Raw genomic sequence first — 20418 nt, 5'->3', positions numbered from 1 at the left:
GCGGGGTTCGCCGGTTTCGCCTCCGGCTGCCGGTTGTTGTTAGGGTCTGGTGTCACCACCCGGATGCCGGCCGTAGGGATCCACCCTTTACGACCATCGATCCTTTAAGACCCCTGGCGGCTGTCCGGCAGTTGACCGGATGCCCACCAACCGACACGCGGCCACAGGCACGTGCGAAATTGGGCAGGCGGCATATACGGCCGGGTGCTCTCGACCACAAGGGAAAAACGGGTCCGCTCCCCCCGATTTCCGGCCGGATCGGATGAGATTTCGGCGTGGCGCGCGATTGTTGCGTGAAAGACGCAGCTGCGCATCGCACAAGCCCGGCCGGCCCCTTTCCAATCCCGACCGAAGCGGCCATTGAGCCGTGGCATTTCGGGATGGGATCATGATCCGCGCCAAAGGCCATCACGCCCCCAACGGCCATGCCAAGCAGGCCGTGCCGACGGGCGTGCCCTCGCGGCGGGGCGTGATGTCGGGGCTGGCTGCCGCCGGCCTCGCCGCAGCCCTGCCGGCTTGCGCCGAAGAGGAGGCAAGGAACCTTCCTTTCGAGCCCGGCATGGTCGAGCGCCGGGCACAGGCGCTCGCGGCGCAGCCCTTCGACGGCCGCTTCCCGCCGCTGCCGGCACCATTCGCGGGCCTCGATTACGACGGCTATCGCGACATCCGCTTCCGGAAGGACCATGCGTTTCTCGGCGAGGCCGGCGGGCCGTTCCGGCTTCAACTGTTTCACCGCGGCTTTCTCTATCCGCGCCCGGTCTCCGTGAGCCTCGTGCGCGACGGGATCTCCACGCCGATCCCGTACGATCCGGCTCTGTTCGATTTCGGCCGGACCCGGATCGAGGGGACGCTGCCGAGCGACCTGAACTTTGCCGGCATCCGCATCCACGCGCCACTGAATCGGCCCGACCGCCTCGACGAACTCATCGTCTTCGCCGGTGCCAGCTACTTCCGTTTCCTCGGCCAGGACCAGCTCTACGGACTCTCCGCCCGCGCTCTCGCGATCGGCACGGATTCCGACAAGGAGGAGTTTCCGTTCTTCCGCGCCTTCTTCATCGAGGTGCCGCCCGCGGATGCGAAGACGCTGACGATCCACGCCCTGCTCGACAGCCCCTCGGTGGCCGGCGCCTACCGCTTCACGGTCGCGCCGGGCCGAAACACGACCGTGCGGGTGAGCGCGACGCTCTACCCGCGGCAGGATCTGTCCTCCGTCGGTCTCGCGCCGCTGACCTCGATGTTCTTCATCAGCGAGACCGATCGCGGCCACAGCGACGATTACCGGCCGGAACTGCACGATTCGGACGGGCTCCAACTCGCCACCGGCGCCGGCGAATGGCTGTGGCGGCCGCTCGACAATCCGCAGGGCCGGCGGATCTCGACCTTCCTCGACCGCGACCCGAAGGGGTTCGGGCTGATGCAGCGCGACCGCGACTTTGCCAGCTACCAGGATCTGGAAGCCGGCTACGAGCGGCGTCCCGGTTACTTCGTCGAGCCGGAGGGAGCCTGGGGCGAGGGCAGCGTCGTTCTGATGGAACTACCGACCGACAACGAGACCGCCGACAACGTCGTCGCCTTCTGGCGCCCGAAACAGCCCTATCCGGCGGGCAAGCCGGCGCGGCTCGCCTACACGATCCGCTCGCAGACGGGCGAGGATCTCCACCCGAACGGCAAGGTCATGAACACCTTCGTCGCCGAGCCCGCCGCGAGCGGCGCCGCGCGCCGGGCCGCGGATGCAGCCGCCCTGCGCAACCGGCGCTTCCTGATCGACTTCGGCGGTGGGGCGCTGGCAAAGCGTCTCGGCGATCCGGCGCCGCCCGAAGTCGTCGCCAGCGCCAGCAGCGGCCGGATCACCGCGACCTCGATCGTACCGAACCCGCATGTCGGCGGGTTTCGCGTCGCCCTCGACGTGCAACTCGATGGGCCGGTCGCGACCGAATTGCGGGCCTATCTGAGACAGGACGATCAGGCCCTGACCGAGACATGGTCCTATCCCTGGAGCGTCGCGTGAGCACCCGCAGCGAGCGTATCGCCGCCCGCCTGCCGGTGGAGGTTCGGCCGGCCCGACTCGCCGACCTCGACGCGCTCGTCTCGCTTGAACACGCCGCTTTCAGCACCGACCAGGCCGAGCGCAGGGCGATCCGCCACGCGATCCGCTCGGTCAGCATGACCCTCCTCGTCGCCGTCGCGCGCGAGCGGGCAGAGGGCGGTGAGGTCGAGATCCTTGTCGGGGCCGCCACGACGGAGCGGCGGCGCACCAGCCGCGTCGCCCGGCTCTCCTCGCTCGCCGTCGCGCCCGCCCGCGCCGGCCTCGGGCTAGGGCGCCGCCTGCTCGAGGCCGCCGAGGCCGATGCCCGCGCCCATGGCTGCGAACGGCTGCGCTTGGAGGTGCGGGCCGACAATGGCGGCGGCATCCGGCTCTACGAGCGGGGCGGCTATGCGCGCACCGGGACGAAGCCGGACTACTACGAGGACGGCATGGAGGCGTGGTGCTACGAGAAGGCACTGCCGGAGGGGTAACGTTGGCTTGTGCACCGCAGCGCAGGTGCGCCAGCGCACTGGCGAACGGGTCGGCCAGATACAAGTTTCAGCCCACCCGAAGGCGGCTCTCGCGCCTGCACCGCAGCGTTTTTGAGAGCCGCTCCCTCTCGATAGAGTATCGAATGCCCTCAATCTTTGACCCGATCACGCTCGGCGCGTTGAAGCTGCCGAACCGTATTCTCATGGCCCCGCTGACCCGCGCCCGCTCGACGCGGACCCACGTTCCGACGCCGCTGATGGGCGAGTATTACGCGCAGCGAGCCAATGCCGGCCTCATCATCTCCGAGGCCACCGGTATCAGCCAGGAAGGGCTCGGCTGGCCCTACGCGCCGGGAATCTGGTCCGATGAGCAGACCGAGGCCTGGAAGCCGGTGGTGAAGGCCGTGCACGACGCGGGCGGGCGCATCGTCTGCCAGCTCTGGCACATGGGCTACCTCGTCCATTCCGATTTCCTCGGCGGCGAGGCGCCGGTCGCCCCCTCGGTCGCCACCGCGCCCGACGAGGCGCACACCTACGACGGCAAGAAGCCCTACAGCCAGGCGCGGGCGCTGCGCGAGGACGAGATTCCGCGGCTCATCGCCGATTACGAGCGCGCGGCGAAGAACGCTGTCGCGGCGGGCTTCGACGGCGTGCAGATCCACGCGGCGAACGGCTACCTGCTCGACGAGTTCATCCGCGACGGCAGCAACAAGCGCAGCGACCGCTACGGCGGCTCGGTGGAGAATCGTGTGCGGCTGGTGACGAAGGTGGCGCAGGCGGTGGCCGGCGTGGTCGGCGGGGACCGCACCGGCATCCGCTTCTCGCCCAACGGCCCGATCCAGGGCGTGGACGATTCCAACCCGCACGAGGTCTTCGGCTTGGCCGCCGAGATGATGGAGCGCGCCGGCCTCGCCTTCATCGAGATGCGCGAGCCGGGCCCGGACGGCACCTTCGGCAAGGCGACGGTGGCGCCGGTGGCGCCCGTCATCAAGGAGCGCTTCGGCGGTCCGGTCATCCTCAACTGCGACTATGACGGCGAGCGCGCCAAGCAAGCGGTTGCCTCGGGCGAGGCGGACGCTATCGCCTTCGGCCGGCCCTACATCGCCAATCCCGATCTGGTCGAGCGCATCGCCAAGGGCCTGCCCTTCGCCAAGGACGACATGAAGACCTGGTACAGCCAGGGGCCGGAAGGCTACGTCGATTATCCGGCGCTGTCGCAGAAGGCGGCGTAAGGCGAGCGCCGGCCTGCCGAGCCGGCGTCGAACGATCGAAGGTAGGAGGCGGTCCCACGCAAGCGGGGCCGCCTTCCGCCGTCTTGCAGGCCCGCGTCTTGGAGAGGCCCGATCCCGTGAGCGCCAGGACCCCGGAGGGCGCTGCGGTCGCCCGTTACCGCCTCGTTGCCTTCGACTTCGACGGCACGCTCGCCGACACCTTTCCCTGGTTCTGCGCCAACCTCAACGACGTGGCCGCGCGCTACCGCTTCCGCCGGGTCGAGGCGAGCGAGTCCGAACGGATACGGGGCTTGAGCGCACGGGCGATCCTGAAGGATCTCGGCATTCCCTCCTGGAAGGTCCCGCTGATCGCCCGTCATATGCGCGCGCTCGCGACCCGCGACGCCCCTCAGATGCGGCTGTTTGCCGGCATTTCGGAGATGCTCGCGGGGCTCGATGCGGCGGGGTTCACACTGGCCGTGGTGAGTTCCAACAGCGAGGCGAATGTCCGCTGTGCTCTCGGCGCGTCGGCCGTTGACATCCGGCACTATGCCTGCGGTGCCTCGCTGTTCGGCAAGGCGCGCCATCTGCGCGCGGTCGCGCGGGCGGCGGGCATCGATCCCGCGGCGATGCTGGCGGTGGGCGACGAGATCCGCGACGCGGACGCGGCGGCGCAGGCCGGATGTGACTTTGCCGCGGTGGCCTGGGGCTACAACAGCCCCGCGGCTCTGGCCGGTACGAGGCCGGCCTTCCTGTTCGCCGAGCCGGACGCGGTGGCGCGGGCCCTGGTGGGCCCGCCCGGACGCCCTTACTGACCGGCTCGGGCGCCGGGGACGACCGAGGCGCCAGCGCCACTGCCGAACGGCTCGTAGCGGGTCAGGCCGCGGAAGAGCTGGCTGATGAACGCACGGTCGGAGCCGCTGGCCGGCGTCGTGCGCTCGATGAAGTCGAACACGCGTCCGTCCTGCAGGCCGTAGAGCGCGACGCGCTCCACCTTCATGCCGGCGTTGAAGTAGACCGCCGTGACCTTCTGATCCTCGATCTGCTCGCCGAGGAACATCACCGTGCGGCGGGTGTTCTGGCTGATGTAGTACCAGGACTTGTTGCCGACCGTGGAGACGGTGGACGGGGTGCCGAGGATTTGCAGCACCTGTTCGGCGCCCATGCCCGGCTTCACCGTGGCCAGGGCCGCCTGATCGATCTGATAGCCGTGGCGGATATCCTCGCCGATGCAGCCTGATACGCCGATCGCGACGGAGCCGATAACGGCCGCGCGGGCAAGCGACGAGACGAGACGGCGCGACATCGGCCCCCCTGATTTCCAGCCAAAAAGGGCCTGCATCCGCGGCGCGTTTCAACTCGCGCGTCTTCGGACTTGCACCCTGGTCCGCGGTTGCCGTACCGCGGGGTTATGGCTTTGACAAGGCAAGCTCGGCCACAGCGTCGGCACATGCGGTGGGACCGAACCCATCACCGTGGATATCGGATCCGCGGAGATGGGTTCGGCCTCGATCTTCGCATCGTCTGCTTCCGAAAGCCGGCCGCCACCTTTTGGGACGACGCACGATGATCGCGGGCTTATTCCGCCGCGCCGACCGGCGGCGGCGGACGATCCAGTCGCTGCATCGGACAATCGGCGAAGCCGCGCGCCGGCCCGGCCTCTATACGGCGCTCGGCGTGCCCGACACCGTGGAGGGCCGGTTCGAGGCGTTGAGCCTGCACGTTATCCTCGTGCTGCGCCGCCTCGGTCAGTTGCCGCCGCCGGCCGCGGACGTGGCGCAGGATCTGGTCGATTCCGTCTTCATGCAGCTCGACTCCGAGCTGCGCGAACTCGGCATCGGCGACATGGGCGTCCCGAAGCGCATCAAGAAGCTCGGTGCCTCGTTCTATGCCCGGGCTGGGGCCTACGGCGCCGCGCTCGATGCGGGCGACCGGGCCGGGCTGGCCGAAACGCTCGCCCGCAACGTGCTCGACGGCGTCGAACCCGATGCCGCCCGGCCGCTGGCCTCCTACGTCGTGGCCGCCGCCGCCGCTCTGGGGGCCCAAGATCTCGACGGCCTGCTCGGCGAGGGGCCGCGCTTCCCGGAGCCCGTCGGCGCGACCGCGGAAGACGATTCAGGAGACCATCGATGACGCCGAAGCCGCAGGGGCCGCTCTCCCGCTCCGTCAACGTCGAGCGCCTGCCCAAGGACCGCGCCGAGATCGTCGTCGAGGCGAATCCGGCCGAGTGCGAGGCGCTGGCCCGCGACTTCAAGATCCCGGCCCTCCGCGACCTCGTCGGCCGCTTCACCTTGAGCGGTTCGCTGACCCGGCTGCGCGCCGTGGGCCGGGTCGAGGCCATGGTGACCCAGGTTTGCACCGTGACGCTGGAGCCGTTCGAGGCGAAGGTAACCGAGCCCGTCGAAATCGACTTCACCAATGCCGACATCCTGGAGGACACCGACGCCGAGGATGTCGATCTCCCCGATCCGATCGTGAACGGGCGCGTCGATTTCGGCGTGCTGACCGCGGAGTTCCTGGCGCTCGGCCTCGATCCCTACCCGCGCAAGCCCGGCGTCGCCTTCGATGCGGTCACGGTCGGCGAGGACCCGCTGCCGTTCTCCGATCTCGCGGCACTGCGGGCCAAGCTCGGTGGAGAAAAGGGTTGATCGATGGGCCACCAGCCCTCCGGTGAGCCTCATCGCGACGATGGGTGAGTTTTTGTTTGCCCGGCGGGGCGCTGCCGCTATTTTGCGCCGCCGATTCCGGGGCCTGTGATGCCCCTTCACGCTCGCTGCCCGCCGGCTTGCCCCGCGGCGTCCCGAAGGAACCATGTCGAACCGCGTTTGCATCTCGCTCGACGCCATGGGCGGCGATCACGGCCCCACGACCGTCGTGCCCGGTGCGGCCATCGCCCGTGAGCGCCACCCCGAACTCCATTTCATCCTGTTCGGTGACGAGGCGGTGGTGCGCCCCCTGGTCGAGGCCGAGCCGCGCCTGACCGGCGCCGTCGAGATCCGCCACACCACGGTCTCGATCGCCATGGACGACAAGCCGAGCCAGGCGGTGCGCCAGGGCCGGGGCAAGTCCTCGATGTGGCGGGCGATCCAGGCGGTGCGCGACGGCGAGGCCCAGGCCGCCGTCTCGGCCGGCAACACCGGCGCCTTGATGGCGATGTCGAAGATCTGCCTGAAGACCATGGCCGGCATCGAGCGCCCGGCCATCGCCTGTCTGTGGCCGACGGTGCGCGGTGAGAGCGTGGTGCTCGATGTCGGCGCCACCATCGGCACCGATGCGGAGCATCTCGTCGAGATGGCGGTGATGGGCTCGGCCATGGCCCGGATCGTCCTCGACGTCGAGCGCCCGACGGTCGGCCTGCTCAACGTCGGCACCGAGGAGATGAAGGGCAACGAGGCCGTGAAGGAGGCCGCCCGCCTCCTGCGCGAGTCGGAGCTGGCCAATTTTTCGTATCACGGCTTCGTCGAGGGGAACGATCTCGGCCGCGGCACCACGGATGTCGTGGTGACGGAAGGCTTCACCGGCAACATCGCCCTCAAGACGGCCGAGGGCACGGCCAAGCAGATCGCCTCTTATCTCAAGGCGGCGATGGGGCGGACCCTCTCGGCCAAGATCGGCTACCTGTTCGCGCGCCAAGCCTTCGCGGCTTTGCGCGAAAAGATGAACCCGAGCCGGGCCAATGGCGGCGTGTTCCTCGGGTTGGAGGGCATCGTCATCAAGAGCCACGGCTCGGAGAACGCGCAAGGCTTCGCCGCCGCCGTCGATCTTGCCCACGACATGGCACGTTACGACCTAATGCGAACGATCCGCGACATGCTGGAGCAGACGCCCGCGGTCGCCGCCGGGCTCGAAGCCGGCTTGGTCGAGAAGTGAGCTTGGCAGAGAAGTGAGAGAGGGACGGATCTGATGGCGCATCGGCGCTCCGTCGTGGTCGGCTGCGGGGCGTACCTGCCCGAAACCGTCGTCACGAACACAGACCTCGCCGAGCGCGGGATCGAAACCTCCGACGAGTGGATCGTCCAGCGCACCGGCATCCGCCAGCGCCACATCGCGCGCGTCGACGAGACGACCTCGGTGCTCGGCACCCGCGCGGCGCTCGCGGCCCTCGACGATGCCGGGCTCTCGCCCGCCGACATCGATCTCGTGATCTGCGCGACCTCGACGCCCGATCACACCTTCCCCTCCACCGCCACCCAGATTCAGGCGGCGCTCGGCATCGAGGGTGGCTTCGCCTTCGACCTCCAGGCGGTCTGTGCCGGCTTCGTCTACGCGGTATCCACCGCCGACCGCTACCTCGCGACGGGCGGGGCCAAGCGCGCCCTCGTCATCGGCGCCGAGACCTTCTCGCGGCTGCTCGACTGGGAGGACCGCACCACCTGCGTGCTGTTCGGCGACGGCGCGGGCGCCATCGTGCTGGAGGCCCGCGAGGGCGAGGGGACGAGTGCCGACCGCGGCGTGCTCTCGAGCTGCCTGCGCTCGGACGGCCGCCACCGGGCCAAGCTCTACGTCGATGGTGGGCCCGGCTCGACCGGCACCACCGGCAAGCTGCGCATGGAGGGCCGCGAGGTGTTCCGCTTCGCCGTCGGCTCCGTCACCGACGTGATCGAGGAGGCGTTCCGCGCCTCGGGCACCACCGCCGACGACCTTGCGTGGTTCGTGCCGCACCAAGCCAACCGCCGGATCATCGAGGCCTCCGCCGACAAGCTCGGCATCGCCCGCGAGAAGGTGGTGCTCACGGTCGATCGGCACGGCAACACGTCGGCCGCCTCGATTCCCCTGGCGCTGGACGCCGCCCGCCGCGACGGGCGTATCCGCGAGGGCGACCTCGTGATGATCGAGGCGATCGGCGGCGGATTTACCTGGGGCGCCGCGCTGATCCGCTGGTAGGCGAAAGGCCACGGGGCGGGCCTGGATTCCTGTCAACCGCAAGGTTCGGTTGACCGTCGCCCCTCTGCCGATTAGCGTGTTCGATCATAGAGATACACGGCGGGATCCTGTGTCGAGGGACCCGCACGGCATTTGAGCGGAGGCTGCATCCGCGCGTCCTGAGAAGGACGGTGCGGTTGTCGAGCAACTCGGCCGGAAGGGGGAGCGCATGGCAGGCAAGACGGTCACACGCGCCGATTTGAGCGAGGCCGTCTACCAGCAGGTCGGCCTGTCGCGGGCCGAATCGGCGGCCCTGGTCGAGACGGTGCTCGCCGAGATCTGCACCTGCCTGTCCGCGGGCGAGACGGTGAAACTGTCCTCGTTCGGCTCCTTCGTCGTGCGCTCCAAGGGCAAGCGCATCGGCCGCAACCCGAAGACCGGCGTCGAGGTCGAGATCGAGCCGCGGCAGGTGATGGTGTTCAAGCCCTCGAACGTGCTCAAGGCCCGCATCAATGGCGGCCACGTCAATGGGCTCGATATGGATGAGGACGAGTGACCTGGCCAAGCCGCTCCGGTCCTGTCCCGCACAATCTGGTTTGAGGCGCTGCCATGGGACTGCCGTTGGAATCGCCCGCCCTTGATTCTCCCGCCGGTGACGAGCGGGGCGAGAAGAGTCCCGGCGCCTTCCGCACCATCACCGAGGTGTCCGAGGAACTCGGCGTTCCGCAGCATGTCCTGCGCTTCTGGGAGAGCCGGTTCAGCCAGATCAAGCCGACGAAGCGGGCCGGCGGCCGGCGCTACTATCGGCCGGAGGATGTCGATCTCATCAGAGGCGTGAGCTGCCTGCTGCGCGGAAAAGGCTACACGATCCGCGGGGCGCAGCGCGTCCTCAAAGAGAACGGCGTGCGCTTCGTCCAGGCGCTCGGCCGGGGCGAGGCGGAGGTCGGCGCGCCGACCGGTATCGACCGGGACGAGGAGAGCGTCGAGGCCGCCGCCTCGGATCGCCGGGCGCTCGAGGGGGCGCTCGCCGAATTGCGTGCCTGCCGAGCTCTGCTCGCCGGCCTCGACGAGGCGGATCACGAAGCCACCTGAGGCGGATCGACGGCCGCGATCGAAACGCGAAAACTCGCTTGCGCGCAAGGCATTGGCTGGCCTCGCGGATTTCGACCCGCTTGCGTGATGCGAGCTGAACTTTACCGGCGGATCGGCGTTGAGGCGCCATGGCTCCCCCTCGCTCTCGGATGTCTCCGACCCAGGAACTCATCGCCCGCGTGATGCGGATCGTGCGCGCTTGCCCGGAAGCTGCCAACGAGGTTCTGGAATTGATGTTCCTCGTCAGCCAGATCGAGGCCGCAACGACGGTCGATCGGGAGTACCGTGACGCGCGGCGGGTCATCAGCCGGCTGAGGGCGCCGCTCTGGGATATGGGCCCGGCCGACCGGGAGACGCTGCTCAAGGCCGCCGATACCATCCGCCGCGCCTGCGATCTGGGCGATGGGGACATTCCGGCCGCACCCTTCGCCGATCTGGGCGAGCGCGCGCGCGTCGAGAAAGCGTTGACTCAGGCGCTCGCCGGCCAGCTCGATGACGCGCAGATTGCGCGGGTGGCCGGCACGGTCGCCGCCGCGCTGCAGCACTGAGCAGGCGCCGCGTTCGGCAAGATTCGGTCAGCAAGATTCGAAGGCGCAAGCCTCGACGCGGGCCGCGGCCCTCCCCACATCGTCGTTGGCGCCCGGCGGCTCTCCGGCGGGTTGCCCGACGACGCTCGAGGAAACGCCGATGGATCTGCCGACCACTGCCGCGAGACCGGCCACGAGACCGATTGCGGCGCTGCCCGCCGCCTTCGCCGCCGCCTGGCTCTGTCTCGCCGGGCCCGCCCTTGCGCAGACCACCGTCACCAAGAGCGAGACCGTGCCCGCCGGCAAGCAGGCCCGTCTCGTCATCGTGCCGAACCTGAAGAAGGATTGCTCTGCCGGTCCGATGCCCGAGATCAAGGTGGTGACGCCGCCGAAATCCGGTTCGCTCATCACGAAGGCCGGCAAGCTGAAGACGCCGGCCAAGTACCGCTGCCCCAACAAGGACGCCGAGGTTCAGGCGATCTTCTACCAGCCCAACGGCGGCTATACGGGCTCCGACGGGGTCGTGGTGGAGATCAAGAACTCCGATGGCGAAATCGAGAAGCGCGACATTCGCATCACCGTCGGCAAGGACGATAAGTCCAAGGACGAGAAGAAAAGCGGCACCGATCTCTGATCGGATGAACCATTTCGTGCGTCGTCATGCTGCGATGCAGCAATTCTGACGGATTTCAGGGGCTTCCGGTCTTCGGCCGGAGGTTTCTGCCTCTGGTCCGGGGCCGGTCAAGCTCGGGCTAAATCCCGGCCAGCTTTGAGTGTGTCCCGTTTCACACGCAAAGCAGCGCTCCTGTGGGCGGTGCGACAAAACCCGCAATGTCAGTTGCGTTCGACCCGAGACAGGATGAAGCTGTCATCAGCCTGAAGGGGGTGTTCGAATGCCGCTGCACTCGACGAACGACCTGTTCCAGAGCTTCGCTCGCGGCTATGAAGCGCGCCGCGACACGGAGATGACGCTCTCCGAGTATCTCGAGGCGTGCCGCGACAACCCGCTGATGTACGCCTCCGCCGCCGAGCGCATCCTCGATGCGATCGGCCAGCCGGAGATGGTGGATACCGCCCGCGACGCCCGCCTCGGCCGGGTGTTCATGAACCGCACGATCCGGGTCTACCCGGCCTTTGCCGAGTTCTACGGCATGGAGGAGACGATCGAGCGGATCGTCTCGTTCTTCCGCCACGCCGCGCAGGGGTTGGAGGAGCGCAAGCAGATCCTCTACCTGCTCGGCCCCGTCGGCGGCGGCAAGTCGTCGCTCGCCGAGCGCCTCAAGGCGCTGATGGAGGTCCACCCGGTCTACGTGCTGAAGGCCGGCGACGAAGTCTCCCCGGTCTTCGAGAGCCCGCTCGGCCTGTTCGATCCCGAGGTCATGGGCCGCGAGATCGAGGAGCGCTTCGGCATCCCGCGCCGCCGCCTCACCGGCCTGATGAGCCCCTGGGCCCTGAAGCGCCTCGACGAGTTCGACGGCGACATCTCCCGCTTCAAGGTGATCAAGGTCCGGCCCTCGCGCCTGCGCCAGATCGCCATCGCCAAGACCGAGCCGGGCGACGAGAACAACCAGGACATCTCCTCGCTGGTCGGCAAGGTCGATATCCGCCGCCTCGAAACACTCTCGCAGGCCGATCCGGACGCCTATTCCTACTCGGGCGGCCTCAACCGGGCGAACCAGGGCGTTCTCGAATTCGTCGAGATGTTCAAGGCGCCCATCAAGATGCTGCATCCCTTGCTCACCGCGACGCAGGAGGGCAACTATGTCGGCACCGAGAATATCGGCGCGATCCCCTTCACCGGTGTGATCCTGGCGCACTCGAACGAGGCCGAGTGGCAGTCGTTCAAGACCAACAAGAACAACGAAGCCTTCATCGACCGCATCTACGTCATCAAGGTGCCCTACTGCCTCCGGGTGACGGAAGAGCAGCGCATCTACGAGAAGCTGATTTCAAGCTCCGAGCTCTCCACCGCCGCCTGCGCGCCGGGCACGCTGGAGATGCTGGCCCGCTTCTCGGTGCTCTCGCGTCTGCGCGAGCACGCCAACTCCAACCTGTTCTCGAAGATGCGGGTCTACGACGGCGAGAGCCTTCGCGAGGTCGATCCCCGCGCCCGCTCGATGCAGGAATACAAGGATACCGGCGGCGTCGACGAAGGCATGGATGGGATCTCGACCCGCTTCGCCTTCAAGGTGCTGGCCGCGACCTTCAACCACGACACCACCGAGGTCTCGGCCGATCCGGTCCACCTGATGTACGTGCTGGAACAGGCGATCCGGCGCGAGCAACTGCCGCCGGAGACCGAGAAGCGCTACATCGAGTTCATCAAGACCGAGCTGGCGCCGCGTTATGCCGAGTTCATCGGCCACGAGATCCAGAAGGCCTATCTCGAATCCTACCACGATTACGGACAGAACCTGTTCGACCGCTACATCGACTACGCGGACGCCTGGATCGAGGATCAGGACTTCAAGGATGCCGAGACCGGCCAGCTCCTCAACCGTGAGCTCCTGAACCAGGAACTGACCAAGATCGAGAAGCCCGCCGGCATCGCCAACCCCAAGGATTTCCGCAACGAGGTGGTGAAGTTCGCGCTGCGCTCCCGGGCGCAGCACGGCGGGCGCAACCCGTCCTGGACGTCCTACGAGAAGTTGCGCGAAGTGATCGAACGGCGGATGTTCTCTCAGGTCGAGGAACTGCTGCCCGTGATCTCCTTTGGATCCAAGAAGGACAGCGACACCGAGAAGAAGCACGGCGAGTTCGTCGATCGCATGACCGATCGAGGCTACACCGAACGGCAGGTTCGGCGGCTCGTGGAATGGTACATGCGGGTGAAGCAGGCGGGTTGAAGCCGAGCCCTTCGGCATCCGCCGCCGCACTTCCGCACCTTTGTCCCCGAGCGGGGACGTGAGACTTGAAGGCGCTGAGCGACCCCGGATGCACATCGTCGACCGTCGGCTCAATCCAGGTGGTAAGAGCCTCCCGAACCGCCAACGCTTCCTGCGCCGGGTCAAGGACGTCGCACAGCGCGCGGTTCGGGAATCCGCCCGAGAGAAGGATATCAAGAACCTCGGCAAGGACGGGCGCATCACCGTGCCCGGCGACGGGGTGCGCGAGCCGCGCTTCTCACGCCAGCCGGGCACGGGCCATCAGGATTACATCCTGCCCGGCAACAAGACCTACGTGGAGGGCGACCGCATTGAGCGCCCGCCGGGCGGCGGGGGGGGCGGCGGCTCCGGTGAAGGCGGGGACGGCGGCGAGAATGGTGAGGACGCCTTCCACTTCGTGCTGACGCGCGAGGAATTCCTCGACCTCTTCCTCGAAGATCTCGAACTGCCCGATCTCGCCAAAAGGCGGCTGGCGGTGGTCGAGACCGAGGGCCTGCGCCGGGCCGGCTACACCGTCTCGGGTTCGCCGGCCAACCTCGCCCTGTCGCGCACTTTGCGCAATTCCATGTCCCGGCGCATCGCCCTCAAGCGGCCGAAGCTGGAGGAGGTGGCGGCGTTGGAGGCGGAGATCGCCGCGGCCGAGGCCGCGAACGATCCGCGCCTGCCCGATCTGCAACTTAAGCTGCTCGGCTTGCGCGAGCGCTCCAAGCGCATCCCCTACGTTGATCCGATCGACCTGCGCTTCCGCCGGTTCGAGCCCTATCCGAAGCCGATCGCCCAGGCCGTGATGTTCTGCCTGATGGACGTCTCGGGCTCGATGACTGAGCACATGAAGGATCTGGCCAAGCGCTTCTACATCCTGCTGCACATCTTCCTGACGCGCCGCTACAAGCACGTCGAGATCGTCTTCATCCGCCACACCGACAAGGCGGCCGAGGTGGACGAGGAGACCTTCTTCGGCTCCCGCGAGACCGGCGGCACGCTGGTCTCCTCGGCGCTCGCCGAGATGAAGCGCATCGTCACCGAGCGCTACTCGCCGGACGACTGGAACATCTACGCCGCGCAAGCCTCCGACGGCGACAACGTCTCCTCCGACGGACCGACCTCGACGGAATTGCTGCGCGCCCACATCCTTCCGGCCTGCCAGCACTTCGCCTATCTCGAAGTCGGCGACGAGAACGGCCCGCGCGCCGGCTTCGTGGAGCACCGCACCACCCTGTGGCGGACCTACGAGGCCCTGGCCAAGGCCGGCGAGCCGCTCGCCATGCGCAAGGTGAACCACCGCCGCGACATCTACCCCGTGTTCCGCGAGCTGTTCGGCCGCAAGGATGCGCGGGCGGAGGCATGAGCCAGCGATCGCCCTTCCGTCAGGAGGGGCGACACAGCGTCGAAGAGAAGGGCCGACATGGTCGCGAGCCTGAGCCGCACGAAGTCGACGGCGCCCAAACCGGGCGAGCTGCTGTTTTCCGGCAATGACTGGGACTTCGAGACGATCCGGCGCATCCACGACGCCTGCGAGGCGGTGGCCGGGCCCGAACTCGGCCTGTCGTGGTACCCGAACCAGATCGAGATCATCACCGCCGAGCAGATGCTCGATGCCTATGCCTCGATCGGCATGCCGCTGTTCTACAAGCACTGGTCCTTCGGCAAGCACTTCGCCCAGCAGGAGGCGAGCTACCGCCGCGGCCTGATGGGGCTCGCCTACGAGATCGTCATCAACTCCGATCCGTGCATCTCCTACGTCATGGAGGAGAACACGGCGACGATGCAGACGTTGGTGATCGCCCACGCCGCCTTCGGCCATAACCACTTCTTCAAGAACAACTATCTGTTCCGGCAGTGGACCGATGCAGAGGGCATCCTCGACTATCTCGACTTCGCCAAGAGCTACATCGCCCGCTGCGAGGAGCGCTACGGGCATCAGGCGGTCGAGCATGTGCTCGACGCCGCCCACGCGCTGATGAGCCAGGGCGTCCACCGCTATCCCCGCAAGAAGCGGCCGGATCTGGCGAGCGAGCAGCGCCGGGAGCGCGAGCGCGAGGAGCACGGCGAGCAGATCTATAACGATCTCTGGCGCACCCTGCCGGCCAAGACCGGCGGACAGAAGGGCGACCCGGCGCTGGAGCGGCGCCGGGCGCTGCTCGAACTGCCGCAGGAGAACATCCTCTATTTCCTGGAGAAGGTCGCACCCCGTCTGCGGCCCTGGCAGCGCGAGATCCTACGCATCGTCCGCCTCGTGGCGCAGTATTTCTATCCGCAGCGTCAGACCAAGGTGATGAACGAGGGCTGCGCCACCTACTGCCACTACCGGATCATGAACGCGCTCTCGCAGAAGGGGCAGCTCAGCGAGGCGGCCTATCTCGAGTTCCTGCAATCGCACACCAACGTCATCCGCCAGCCGACCTTCGATGACCGCTCCTTCGGCGGCCACAACCCCTACGCCTTGGGGTTTGCCATGATGCAGGACATTGCCCGCATCGTGGAGCAGCCGAGCGACGAAGACCGCGAGTGGTTCCCCGACATCGCCGGCCGCGGTGACGCCATGGGCGTGCTGCGCGACTGCTGGGAAAACTATCGCGACGAAAGCTTCATCGCGCAGTTCCTGAGCCCGAAATTGATGCGCGACATGCGGCTGTTCCACGTGACCGACGATCCCGACGAGCCGGAGATGCGCGTGGAGGCGATCCACGACGAGCGCGGCTACCGCAAGATGCGGCGCTCCTTCGCCCGCCAATACGACGTGGCGTGGCTCGACCCCGACATCGAGGTGGTGGACGTTGATCTGGAGGGCGATCGCCGGCTCATCCTCCACCACAAGGCGCTCAACCGCATCACCCTGCAGCGGGAGGATGCCCGCCGCGTGCTCCAGCACCTCGCCGATTTGTGGGGCTACGACGCGGTGCTGAAGGAGGTCGATCCGGCCACCGGCGCGGTGCTGGTCGAGCACTCCGCGAGCGCGCGGCCGATCTTCTTCTGATTTTTTGTCCCATCCGACCGCTCCGATCCTCATCTTTGGCGGCGGCGCGGGGCACCCTCTCGAAGAATCATCCAAGATTCGGGTCGGACTCGGCGCATCCTTCGAGAACGCTTCGCGGCCGCTCGGGACGAGGCCGCGTGCCGGAATGGGCGATGGATACGGCGCTCAAAGCGAAAGGATCGCGACCTCTGCGTCGCGTGCCTGAGCCTTGAAGCGGACTCGCCCCCCGTTCAACGCCGCGCCACCGCCCGCGATCAGCGCCAGCGCCGCCGGGTAGAGCCGGTGCTCCTGCACGATCACCCGGGCACTCAGCGTGTCGGCGTCGTCGCCCGGCAACACCGGCACGGCGGCCTGCGCCACGATCGGCCCGGCATCGAGTTCCGGCACGACGTAATGCACGGTGCAGCCGTGCAGCCGCACGCCTGCCTCCAAGGCGCGCTCGTGGGTGTGCGTGCCCTTGAACAGCGGCAGCAGCGAGGGGTGGATGTTGATCATCCGGCCCGTCCAGGCCTCGACGAAGGCATCTGTGAGGATGCGCATGAAGCCGGCGAGCACGATCAGCTCGATGCCCGCTTCGTCCAGCTCCGCCTGGAGCGCGGCATCGAAGCTCGTCCGGTCGGGAAACGCCTTGTGGTCGATGGCGCGGGCCGGGATGCCGGCCTCCCGCGCCCGGTCGAGGCCGGCAGCGTCGGGGCGGTTCGAGAGCACGAGCACGATCTCGGCCGGATAGTCCGGCGCGCGCGCCGCCTCGATCAGCGAGGCCATGTTCGAGCCGCGGCCCGAGATCAGGATCGCAACGCGCTTCTTCGTCACCGGAGCGCTCACAGGGCGAGCTGCCCCTTGAACGTCACCGGCTCCGTGCCTCGCTCGGTGATGTGCCCGAGCCGCACCGGTGCCTCGCCGGCCTCGGTCAGCGCGTCCGCCACGGCATCGGCCGCGTCGGCGGCGGCGACCACAACCATGCCGATGCCGCAGTTGAAGGTGCGCAACATCTCGGATTCGGCGACGCCGCCCTCGCGCGCCAGCCAGCCGAAGACCGGCGGTACGGCAATCGCCGAGAGGTCGATCGCGATGCCGACACCGTCGGGCAGGACGCGGGGGAGGTTGTCGGGGAAACCGCCGCCGGTGATGTGGGCGAGCGCCCGGATGCCGCCGGCCCGCTTCAGCGCGGCGAGCAACGGCTTCACATAGATCCGGGTCGGCTCCAGCAGCGCTTCGCCCAAGGTCCGGCCGGGCGCGAACGGCGCGTCGGCGTCGTAGCCGAGGCCGGTCTTGGCCACGATCCGCCGCACCAGGGAGAAGCCGTTCGAGTGGACGCCCGAGGAGGGCAGGCCGAGCACGACGTCGCCGGGCAGGATGCCGGGGCGCGGCAGCAACGTGCCGCGCTCGGCCGCGCCCACCGAGAAGCCGGCCAGATCGTAGTCGGCGCCGTCGTAGAGGCCGGGCATCTCGGCGGTCTCGCCGCCGATCAGCGCGCAGCCCGCCTGCCGGCAGCCTTCCGCGATGCCGCGCACGATGTCGGCGCCGACCCCCGGCACCAGCTTTCCGGTGGCGTAGTAGTCGAGGAAGAACAGGGGTTCGGCGCCCTGGACGATGATGTCGTTGACGCACATCGCCACGAGATCGATGCCGATCGTGTGGTGGCGTCCGGTCTCGATCGCGATCTTTACCTTGGTGCCGACGCCGTCGTTGGCGGCGACTAGGATCGCATCCTTGAAGCCGGCCGCCTTGAGGTCGAACAACCCGCCGAAGCCGCCGATCTCGGCATCGGCGCCCGGCCGGCGCGTGGCGCGCACCAGCGGCTTGATCGTCTCGACGAGCGCGTTGCCCGCGTCGATGTCGACGCCGGCTTGCGCGTAGGTGAGCCCGTTTCCGTCCTGCGCCGTCATCGCCGCCCCGTCGTCCGGTAATCGCTGATCATGCCAAAACCCGCTGCCACATCGCGGCGCGCTTGGCCACCGTCACCGGCGCGGGGCGGCATGTTCGGGCACAGCATCATTCCGGGCTGCGGGCGAAAAGCGCCTCGAACAGGCTCGCAGAACGGTCCAGCCCCGCTGGCGTGAGCCGAACCGACCGTGCCTCGTTGGCGGGATCCAAGATCAGTCCCTTGGCGTGAAGTCGGCCGAGTGCGTCCCAGGAGTGCTCCTTCCAAGCGCGGTCGCCGTCGTGCAGCGTGAGCCGAAGCAGGGCCAGAACCGCGGCGTCGATCCGTTCGGTGTCCTCGGTCTCCATGGCGTCCTGTCTCCCTTGAAGTGACGCGGCTATCGAACGCCCTCCCGCCGCGTGCGGCAAGGTTCGCCGAAAGACCCGCCTTGACCCCGAACGCCACGCTTCCCACTGTCCGTGCCGGACAAAGGCGGCAAGGAAGAGATCTCGATGCGTGGGCGGGCAATCATCGGGCTCTCGATCCTCGCGGTTCTCATTTTCCTGCTCTACGAGCTGCGCGAGGTGATGCTGCCCTTCGTGGCGGGGCTGGCGCTGGCCTATCTGCTCGATCCGTTGGCCGACCGGCTGGAACGGCTCGGCCTCGGGCGGCTTGCCGCCACGCTGCTGATCCTGGCCGGATTTGTCGTCGGGTTCGTGGTGCTGCTCATCATCGTGGTGCCGCTGGCTGCCGGGCAGATCGCCTCGCTCGTCAATTCCTTGCCGACCATGGTCGGGCGCCTGCAGAGCATCCTCGTGGAGCGGGCCGGGCCGCTGCTCCAGCGCGTCGGCGGCAGCGAGGTCGTCAACGAGCTGCAATCCTCCGTCGGCACGCTGGTGGGGCAGGGCGGGGCGTGGTTCCTGGCCTTCCTGAAGTCGCTCTGGACCGGGAGCCAGGCCCTCGTCTCCATCGCTTCGCTGCTCGTCGTCACGCCGGTCGTCGCCTTCTACGTGCTGCACGACTGGGACCGGATGATCGCTGCCCTCGACGGCTGGGTGCCCCCGCGCCACCGTCCGACGGCGCGGCGGCTCGCGGGCGAGATCGACGGGGCGGTGACCGGCTTCGTGCGGGGGCAAAGCCTCGTCTGCCTGATCCTCGGCTCGTTCTACGCGATCGGCCTGTTCCTCGTCGGGCTGAACTTCGGCGTGTTGATCGGGATGATCTCGGGCTTCCTCACCTTCATCCCCTATGTCGGCACGCTCACCGGCTTCATGCTCTCGGTCGGCGTCGCCCTGGTGCAATGGTGGCCCACCGGCGATTGGCTGCATATCGGGCTCACCGTCGGCGTGTTCCTCGTCGGGCAGTTCCTGGAGGGCAACGTGATCTCGCCCAAGCTCGTGGGCGACTCGGTCGGCCTCCATCCGGTCTGGCTGATGTTCGCGCTGCTGGCCTTCGGCTCGCTGTTCGGCTTCCTTGGTCTCATCCTTGCCGTGCCGGTCGCCGCCTCGATTGGTGTCGTCGTGCGCTTCGGCATCGAGCGCTACCTCGAGAGCAAGCTCTACCGGGGCGACGGGCCGCTGCTGATCGGGGAATCTGGGAACGCGACGCTGCCCGCCCGCGACTGATCGCCCGCAAGGGCCGTGCGGGCGTCGGCCGGTGTCGAGCAACTTCGTGTAAGGTGCGAGGATGCGCGACACAGCTCCCCCGCAGCAGCTCACCTTCGACCTGCCGCTCGATCCGCGCTTCGGCGCCGAGGATTTCCTCGTCAGCCCCTCGAACGAGGAGGCCTACGCCCTGATCGAGGCGTGGCCCGACTGGCCCGACACCGTGTTCCTGCTCCGCGGCCCGCCCGGCAGCGGCAAGAGCCATCTCGCCTCGATCTGGGCGACGCGGGCGCAAGCCTGGACGGTCTCTGCCGCCGACGTCACGATGGATCGGGGTTCCCATCTCATCTCCAACGGCGCCCTGGTGATCGAGGACGTGGAGCGCGAGGCGGGCCGCGACGAGGCGGCTCTGTTCCATCTGCTCAACCTCGCCCGTGAGCGCCGCTTTCCGGTGCTGCTCACGGCCTGCGGGCCGTTGGACGGCTTCGGGCTCAAGGTCGCCGACCTGCGCTCGCGGCTGAGGCTCGCCCCCGGCGCCGAGATCGGCCCGCCCGACGACGCGCTGCTGAAGGCGGTGATCGTCAAGCTGTTCGCCGACCGGCAGCTCGGCATCGACACCTCGGTGGTCGATGCCCTGGCCCTGCGCATCGATCGCTCGCTGGCCCGCGTCCGCGAGGTCGTGGCCGAACTCGACCGCGATGCGCTCGGCCGCCGCCGCCGCATCACCCGGCCGCTCGCGCTCGCCGTCCTCGACCGGATGGAGGCCGCCGCCGGGGGCGAGGAGGGGCAAGAGGCGGAAGGCGAGGCGGAAGACGACGTGGACGTGTCGTGAGACGCCCCTCCGTTGTCACGAAACCGTCAAACCGGTTCGGCCGCCC

The 20418-nt window shown here is 68.2% G+C and carries 21 protein-coding genes; 17 read left to right on the top strand and 4 right to left on the bottom strand.

Annotation, left to right across the window (positions count from 1 at the left end; translation table 11 throughout):
• The first annotated feature begins 388 nt into the window (after window positions 1-388).
• The 4 genes from MKK50_RS10735 (at window position 389) to MKK50_RS10720 (ending at window position 4543) form a co-directional block, all read left to right on the top strand.
• Window positions 389-2008 (top strand): glucan biosynthesis protein G, encoded by a 1620-nt coding sequence (locus MKK50_RS10735; protein ID WP_499022150.1) that lies wholly within the window; start codon window positions 389-391, stop codon window positions 2006-2008.
• Window positions 1981-2517, top strand: a complete 537-nt coding sequence (locus MKK50_RS10730) for a GNAT family N-acetyltransferase (RefSeq protein ID WP_499022148.1) — start codon at window positions 1981-1983, stop codon at window positions 2515-2517. The genes MKK50_RS10735 and MKK50_RS10730 overlap by 28 nt, the downstream gene beginning before the upstream one ends.
• A gap of 143 nt (window positions 2518-2660) precedes the next feature.
• A complete protein-coding gene (locus MKK50_RS10725; RefSeq protein ID WP_253372950.1) occupies window positions 2661-3749 on the top strand; it encodes an alkene reductase in 1089 nt (362 codons plus the stop codon).
• 98 nt (window positions 3750-3847) lie between these two features.
• Window positions 3848-4543, top strand: a complete 696-nt coding sequence (locus MKK50_RS10720; protein ID WP_499022146.1) for an HAD hydrolase-like protein — start codon at window positions 3848-3850, stop codon at window positions 4541-4543.
• Here the strand turns inward: MKK50_RS10720 and MKK50_RS10715 are convergent.
• Window positions 4537-5034 carry an outer membrane protein assembly factor BamE gene (locus MKK50_RS10715; protein WP_499022144.1) on the bottom strand — a complete coding sequence of 166 codons (498 nt, stop codon included), beginning with the start codon at window positions 5032-5034 and terminating at the stop codon, window positions 4537-4539. The genes MKK50_RS10720 and MKK50_RS10715 overlap by 7 nt on opposite strands.
• A 260-nt stretch (window positions 5035-5294) precedes the next feature.
• Between MKK50_RS10715 and MKK50_RS10710 the strand changes: the two genes are divergently transcribed.
• The 11 genes from MKK50_RS10710 to MKK50_RS10660 all read left to right on the top strand — a co-directional run bounded on the left by MKK50_RS10710 (window position 5295) and on the right by MKK50_RS10660 (window position 16072).
• Window positions 5295-5861 carry a ubiquinol-cytochrome C chaperone family protein gene (locus tag MKK50_RS10710; protein ID WP_499022142.1) on the top strand — a complete coding sequence of 189 codons (567 nt, stop codon included), beginning with the start codon at window positions 5295-5297 and terminating at the stop codon, window positions 5859-5861.
• Complete coding sequence (locus MKK50_RS10705) at window positions 5858-6376, top strand: YceD family protein (RefSeq protein ID WP_499022140.1); 519 nt, start codon at window positions 5858-5860, stop codon at window positions 6374-6376. Before MKK50_RS10710 ends, MKK50_RS10705 begins: the two co-directional genes overlap by 4 nt.
• A gap of 163 nt (window positions 6377-6539) precedes the next feature.
• Window positions 6540-7598, top strand: a complete 1059-nt coding sequence (plsX, locus tag MKK50_RS10700) for a phosphate acyltransferase PlsX (RefSeq protein WP_253372941.1) — start codon at window positions 6540-6542, stop codon at window positions 7596-7598.
• Window positions 7599-7631: 33 nt separating this feature from the next.
• The gene (locus tag MKK50_RS10695; RefSeq protein ID WP_253372939.1) at window positions 7632-8612 is read left to right on the top strand and encodes a beta-ketoacyl-ACP synthase III; all 981 of its coding nucleotides are present in this window, start codon (window positions 7632-7634) and stop codon (window positions 8610-8612) included.
• Window positions 8613-8820: 208 nt separating this feature from the next.
• Window positions 8821-9147, top strand: coding sequence for an integration host factor subunit alpha (locus tag MKK50_RS10690; protein ID WP_253372937.1), 327 nt, complete (start codon window positions 8821-8823; stop codon window positions 9145-9147).
• Window positions 9148-9200: 53 nt separating this feature from the next.
• On the top strand, window positions 9201-9683 hold the full coding sequence (locus MKK50_RS10685) for a MerR family transcriptional regulator (RefSeq protein WP_499022136.1): 483 nt from the start codon (window positions 9201-9203) through the stop codon (window positions 9681-9683).
• Window positions 9684-9811: 128 nt separating this feature from the next.
• Entirely contained in the window at window positions 9812-10231 is a 420-nt protein-coding gene (locus tag MKK50_RS10680) for a hypothetical protein (protein WP_499022134.1), read from the top strand.
• 139 nt (window positions 10232-10370) lie between these two features.
• Window positions 10371-10844: a 4-aminobutyrate aminotransferase gene (locus MKK50_RS10675; RefSeq protein WP_499022132.1), complete on the top strand. Its 474-nt coding sequence runs from the start codon at window positions 10371-10373 to the stop codon at window positions 10842-10844.
• Between the two features lie 259 nt (window positions 10845-11103).
• Entirely contained in the window at window positions 11104-13056 is a 1953-nt protein-coding gene (locus MKK50_RS10670; protein ID WP_015950814.1) for a PrkA family serine protein kinase, read from the top strand.
• Window positions 13057-13144: 88 nt separating this feature from the next.
• Window positions 13145-14443, top strand: coding sequence for a YeaH/YhbH family protein (locus tag MKK50_RS10665; protein WP_499022129.1), 1299 nt, complete (start codon window positions 13145-13147; stop codon window positions 14441-14443).
• A 57-nt stretch (window positions 14444-14500) separates the two neighbouring features.
• Window positions 14501-16072: a SpoVR family protein gene (locus MKK50_RS10660; protein WP_253372927.1), complete on the top strand. Its 1572-nt coding sequence runs from the start codon at window positions 14501-14503 to the stop codon at window positions 16070-16072.
• A gap of 165 nt (window positions 16073-16237) precedes the next feature.
• On the opposite strand, the gene purN is transcribed toward MKK50_RS10660, so the two are convergent.
• The 3 genes from purN to MKK50_RS10645 form a co-directional block, all read right to left on the bottom strand.
• Window positions 16238-16897, bottom strand: coding sequence for a phosphoribosylglycinamide formyltransferase (gene purN / locus MKK50_RS10655; RefSeq protein WP_499022127.1), 660 nt, complete (start codon window positions 16895-16897; stop codon window positions 16238-16240).
• Window positions 16894-17961, bottom strand: a complete 1068-nt coding sequence (gene purM / locus MKK50_RS10650) for a phosphoribosylformylglycinamidine cyclo-ligase (RefSeq protein WP_253372923.1) — start codon at window positions 17959-17961, stop codon at window positions 16894-16896. Before purM ends, purN begins: the two co-directional genes overlap by 4 nt.
• A 106-nt stretch (window positions 17962-18067) precedes the next feature.
• Window positions 18068-18304 (bottom strand): DUF6429 family protein, encoded by a 237-nt coding sequence (locus MKK50_RS10645; RefSeq protein ID WP_499022125.1) that lies wholly within the window; start codon window positions 18302-18304, stop codon window positions 18068-18070.
• Between the two features lie 144 nt (window positions 18305-18448).
• On the opposite strand from MKK50_RS10645, the gene MKK50_RS10640 reads away from it, so the two are divergent.
• The gene (locus MKK50_RS10640) at window positions 18449-19561 is read left to right on the top strand and encodes an AI-2E family transporter (protein WP_499022123.1); all 1113 of its coding nucleotides are present in this window, start codon (window positions 18449-18451) and stop codon (window positions 19559-19561) included.
• A gap of 61 nt (window positions 19562-19622) precedes the next feature.
• Entirely contained in the window at window positions 19623-20372 is a 750-nt protein-coding gene (locus MKK50_RS10635) for a P-loop NTPase family protein (RefSeq protein WP_499022122.1), read from the top strand.
• Window positions 20373-20418 lie beyond the last annotated feature (46 nt).

The sequence above is a fragment of the Methylobacterium sp. J-043 genome (assembly GCF_022829505.1).
GTDB lineage: Bacteria > Pseudomonadota > Alphaproteobacteria > Rhizobiales > Beijerinckiaceae > Methylobacterium > Methylobacterium extorquens_A.
The sequence above is the reverse complement of the archived record's forward strand: the minus strand, read 5'-3'. Positions and strand labels throughout refer to the sequence as shown.